The organism is Micromonospora sp. D75 (assembly GCF_018070405.1).
Taxonomy (GTDB): domain Bacteria; phylum Actinomycetota; class Actinomycetes; order Mycobacteriales; family Micromonosporaceae; genus Micromonospora; species Micromonospora chalcea.
In genome coordinates, this window is the sequence record NZ_JAGPXV010000442.1 from 1 (window position 1) to 5,035 (window position 5,035).

3 protein-coding genes and 1 pseudogene are annotated in these 5,035 nt (G+C 70.1%); 1 reads left to right on the top strand and 3 read right to left on the bottom strand.

The genetic code is table 11. The features are described from left to right. The 3 genes from KBX39_RS22655 to KBX39_RS22665 form a co-directional block, all read right to left on the bottom strand. The coding region (locus KBX39_RS22655; protein ID WP_247660468.1) for a molybdenum cofactor biosynthesis protein B at window positions 1-278 on the bottom strand (278 nt) is incomplete at its 3' end. Beyond that, window positions 251-742, bottom strand: coding sequence for a cyclic pyranopterin monophosphate synthase MoaC (gene moaC / locus KBX39_RS22660; protein ID WP_043327705.1), 492 nt, complete (start codon window positions 740-742; stop codon window positions 251-253). The genes moaC and KBX39_RS22655, both read right to left, overlap by 28 nt. A 235-nt stretch (window positions 743-977) precedes the next feature. Beyond that, entirely contained in the window at window positions 978-3,992 is a 3,015-nt protein-coding gene (locus tag KBX39_RS22665; RefSeq protein ID WP_210872407.1) for a tetratricopeptide repeat protein, read from the bottom strand. 640 nt (window positions 3,993-4,632) lie between these two features. On the opposite strand from KBX39_RS22665, the pseudogene KBX39_RS22670 reads away from it, so the two are divergent. Beyond that, window positions 4,633-5,035: pseudogene (locus tag KBX39_RS22670) on the top strand (bifunctional diguanylate cyclase/phosphodiesterase); the annotation flags it as partial.

Here is a 5,035-nt window from a genome sequence, read left to right on the forward strand (position 1 = left end):
AGCGCACGGGTCACCTCGGGCGTGCGATCGGTCGGGGTGATGCCCGTGCCACCGCTGGTCAGCACCACGTCCACACGTTCCTCGCGGGCGGCGAGCAGCGCCTCACCGACCGGATCGCCGTCCGGCACCACCACCGGCGGGTCGACCTCGCAGCCCAGCTCCCGCAGGCCGGTCACGAGCAGCGGGCCGCTGGTGTCCTCGTACACCCCGGCGGCGGCCCGGTTGGAGGCCACGATCACCCGGGCCCGGATCACGGCCGGTCCTCCGGCCGGACCCATTCGCCGGTCTTGCCGCCCTCCTTGCGGAGCACCCGGACGGCCTCCACCGAGGCGGCCGGGTCGACCGCCTTCACCATGTCGATGAGAGCGAGGCCGGCGACCGCCACCGCGGTCAGCGCCTCCATCTCGACGCCCGTCCGGTCGGCGGTCTTCGCGGTGGCGGTGATCTCCACCGTGTCGGCGGTCAGGTCGAGGTCGACGGTGACGCCGTGCAGCGCGATCGGGTGGCAGAGCGGGATCAGGTCGGGCGTGCGCTTGGCGCCCATGATGCCGGCGAGCCGGCCGACGGCCAGCGCGTCGCCCTTGGGCAGGCCGTCGCGCCGCAGCAGCTCGACCACCTCGGCGGTGGTGCGGAGCCGGCCGGCGGCGACCGCGAGCCGGCCCGAGACCGGCTTGGCGGAGACGTCGACCATCCGGGCCGCGCCGGCCGGGTCGACGTGGGTGAGCTGCGCGGGTTCGGTCACGGCCCGACCCTATCCGCCGGGTACGACGACGCGCGTGCTCCGGGCCGTCGGCGGGGAGGAGCGCCGTGTCGGGTGCAGATCCACGACGCCCCTCCCTCACCTACCCACCGCCGATTCGCTGGGGGGAACTGGCGGTGGGGGCCTCGTTCGGCCTGGCCCACCCTGGCGGTGAGCCCTCCCCGTGGCCGATGGCGGGACGCTAACGAACGCCGCGATAAGAAATCGATAAGCCGGGTCAGGTCGGTGGTGACGGCATCGCGGCGAGCTGCCGCCGCAACTCGTGACGCTCCGGGGCGCCCATCCGTTCGAAGATCGCCAGGGCCCGTTGCCGGTACCGTCGCGCCTCGACCGGCTGCTCGTCCACCAGGTGCTCCGCCAAACCGCTGAGGGCGCGGGCCTGCTCGTACGGGTGGGCGATCCGGGTGGCGATGGCGAGGGCTTCCTCGAGCACGGCGGCGGCCTCCCCGCCTCGGCCGACGGCTCGCAGGGTGACGGCCAGCTCGTTGCGCGCCTCGGCTTGGACCTGCTGCTCACCGGAAGCGGCGGCGGCCTCGATGGCGGCTTCATGATGCCGCAACGCCTCCTCGTAGCGGCCGAGCTGGCGGTAGGTCCCGGCGAGGTCGCTGATCGTCTCGGCGCGGGCGAAGCCGCTGCCGGTGCGGTCCCGGAGCGCCAGCGAGGCGCGTAGCAGGCGCTCGGCCTGCGCGTTCTGCCCGAGCCGGTACCTGACGCCTCCCAGGTGCCCCAGCGCGTTCGACATGTGGAACGGGTCCTGCCTGGTGCGCGCGACGAAGAGGTGGAGCCGGTGAACGGCCATCGACTCGTCGTACCGGCCGAGGCAGCGGAGCGTGAGGCCGAGGTTGGGCAGAACGGGAAGGGTGTCCAGCACGTTGCTGCGCAGAGTCAGGCGGTTGATCTCCAGCGACTGCTGAAGTCGACCGGTGAGCCAGTACACCACGCCGAGGTTGAACCGCGCCCGCTGCGCGCCCGCTGCGTCCCCGAGCCCGGTGAGGATCGAGACGACCTCGTGCAGGTGGGTGGAGGCGTCCTGGAAAGCGCCGGTACGCACACAGGCCGACGCGAGGTAGTTGTGCATGAGAGCCACGGCGTGCCGATCTCCGCACCGTCGGGCCGCTGCCAGACCCGCGGAGTGGGTGACCGAGATGTCGTCGAAGTAGCCCCGGGTGTAGAAGAAGCGCCAGCTGGCGCGCGCGAGCCGCCAGGCCATCGGTTCATGGCCCTCCTCAGCCGCCTGGCGGGCGAAGGCGATCAGATTCAGGCGCTGGTCCTCCAGCCAGTCCAGATCGCCGTGCTCGCGTCCGACGAGCAGGTCCGCGCGGCGCGGCTCCCCGAGCCGCAGGTGCAGCGCGAGTACGCCGCTGTCCTCGGTCTGCGCCGAGGCCCGCACCACCGAGTGCAGCAGGTGATCCAGCAGGTTCTGTACCGCCGCGTGGCGCGCCGGCCGCTCGTCCTCCTCCCGGGCCAACTCGGCGGCGTACCGCCTCATCAGATCGTGCAGGCGGTACCGGCCCGCCGCGGTCTCCTGCACGAGGTTGCGGTCCACCAGTTCGTCGAGGACGTCCGCCGCCTCCCGCCACGGCAGATCGTTTAGGGCGGCGACCATGGCGGTGTCGAGGTGACCGCCGGTGACCAGCCCGAAGGATCGGAAGGTTCTCCTGCACGCCTCGTCGAGCGGCTCGTACGACTCGGCGAACGCCTCGATCACGCTCCGCGCCTCGGTCCGGAGACCGGGAAGGATCATCGATCTGTCGTTCAACCTGTAGACGAGATCGGAGATCCGCCAGTCCGGCCGGTGAGCGAGGCGGGTGCCGGCCAGCCTGACCGCGAGGGGCAGACAGCCGCAGATGCCGACCAGGCGGCGTGCGGCCTCCCGTTCGGCTGTCACCCGTCCGTCCCCGACAAGTGTCGTGAGCAGTTGCAGCGCCTCGGGCTCGGAGAGAACGGCGAGGGACACCGGCGGCCGTTCGGTGAGCGCCAGCAGGCGACGCCGGCTGGTGACGAGCACCACCGCCGCCCCGGAGGTGGGCAGCAGCGGTTCGACCTGCCGGCTGTCGGCGGCGTTGTCGAGCACCACCATCGCGGCCCTCGTGGCGAGTTCTCGCCGCCACATTTCCAATCGATCGGGCAGTTCCATCGGTATCCGGCCGGCCGGCACACCCATTTGGCGAAGAAGGATGTCAAGCGCTGCGGTAGGCGTCATCCGCGTGTCCTCGGTGTGCCCGCGCAGGTCGACGAAGAGCTGCCCGTCGGGGAAGCGTTCGGCCAACCGCGAGGCCACGTGCAGGGCGAGAGTCGTCTTGCCGCAGCCCGCCATGCCGTCGATCAGGCGGATCGTCGGGACTCCGCCGGACCGCTCGCGCACGTCGTGCAACAAGCGATCGACAATTTCCTTCCGGCCGACGAAATCCGGCACCGTGCGCGGCAGCCAGTCATGCGTACGGGATCTTTTCCGAATTGTTTCCGCCTCGGTGACGGAGTTCGGGACCCGCCGACGGGCGAGGGCGGCCGCGACCCGCAACTGCTCCATCTCCTCGCTGGGCGGCACGCCCAGTTCGCCGGTGAGGGCCTCGCGCGCGGCGCGGTAGACGGCCAGCGCGCCACCCGCGTCACCGGCCGCGGTGAGGGCACGCATCAGGAGACACTGCGCGCGCTCCCACAGAGGCTGACGCGAGACCTCCTCACGCAGCAGCGACGCCGCCGATTCCGGGCGCCCCAGGATGAGATGCGCCTCCGCCAGCGACTCCAGGGCTGCCCGGCGTTCCTGGCTCGCGGCCTCTCGCCGGGCGGTCAGCACCGGCCCCAGCGTCAGCCCGGCGAGCAGCGGGGCCGCCGCGGCGCCCACATCCTCCAGCAACGGGACCGCCCGCGCCGGCGCTCCCGCCCGCATCAGTTCCCGAGCGTGGCGCCAGCGCGCGGTCAGCCGGTACAGGTCGATGAGGCTCTCGTCGGCGAGGAGCCGGTAGCCACCGGGCTCACGGACGATCCTGAGCCTGTCATCCGCGTACGAGTCGAGGCTGCGACGCAGGTTGCCGGCGTAGGTCCGGACATTGGCGATCGCGGAGCGAGGCGGATCGTCGGGCCACAACTCGTCCACCAGGTCGTGCATGGGGACCAACTGATTGGCCCGCACGACCAGCAGCGCCAGAACCAGCTGCTGTTTGGGGGTTCCAAGCGAAAGGCCCGCGGCGCCGATCCGCACCGCCAGACCACCGACCACTTGGATTTCCATGCTGCTGTTCCGGCCCCAGTCGGCTCTTGTCCACGGGCACACGGGAGCGTAATCGATTAGTCACAAACCCGTTGCCCCGGCAGCGGTCTCGCACACCGACACCACTCTCGTCCGACCCGGCGGTGAAAGCCGCCCAAAGCACGGTTGTAATGTTCCGCCGCCACGACGACGCTACAGGCGACGTAAGGCTCCTCAGGCCATTCCCATGGCGCTGAGCGACTACGCGGGTACATGAAGGAGACGATCGGCTCCGCTCCGCATACACCCCGTGGACACAACGTCATTTACTCCGCAATAGTTACTTATATTGCGCATACCGACATTAATGCTTCCTTATCGCCCTACCTACGCTCTAACCTGCTCTTCCAAGACAGGGGGCGCCACGAAGCGCCAAGAGAGATATGCGAGGAGGGTCGTGACAATGCGCAGCACCGAATGGAACTGACGAACCTTTTGGTCATCAAGCAACCACGACCCGTTTCGATATCCGAGGAGGCGGCAAAATGCGTAGCACCGAATGGAACTGAGAGTTCTCATATTTCCGGCGAAGGGGTAGGCTGCCGCTCATCGCATTCCGACGGTGAGCGGCGGGTGATGCCGGTTGAGCCGAACAGCGGACGGCCGACAAGCCGTCGAGCCCATGCTGCGCGTGATCGTGTCCGTCTTGAGCGTGTGCGCGACGTTCGTCGCGCTCGCCGCACTGATCGCCGTCTGGGCAGAGCCACCGGACTCCGTACGTGACCTCGTCACCGTCACGGCCCTGGTGGTGACGGTCGCCCTGGCCACAGTCATCAAGACGCCGGTGCGAATCCGGTCGACCACAGTGGCCTTCGCCTGGGTCGAGACTGCGATCGTCGTCGGTCTCGCCGTCGCGCCGGCCTCCTGGCTGATCCTGGCAACCGGCATCGGCGTAGCCTGCGGCTCGGTCACGCGACTCGCGCCCATCAAGACCGCATTCGGCGTCGCGAAGCACACGTTGGTTGCCGGGGGCAGCGCTCTCGTCATCCTGCTGCTCGGCAACGCGTGGCCGCCCCGCGAGCCGC

Bases quoted from the DNA above. Each gene is read 5' to 3' on its own strand.
- KBX39_RS22665 (WP_210872407.1), bottom strand. From the start codon at position 3,992: ATGGAAATCCAAGTGGTCGGTGGTCTGGCGGTGCGGATCGGCGCCGCG.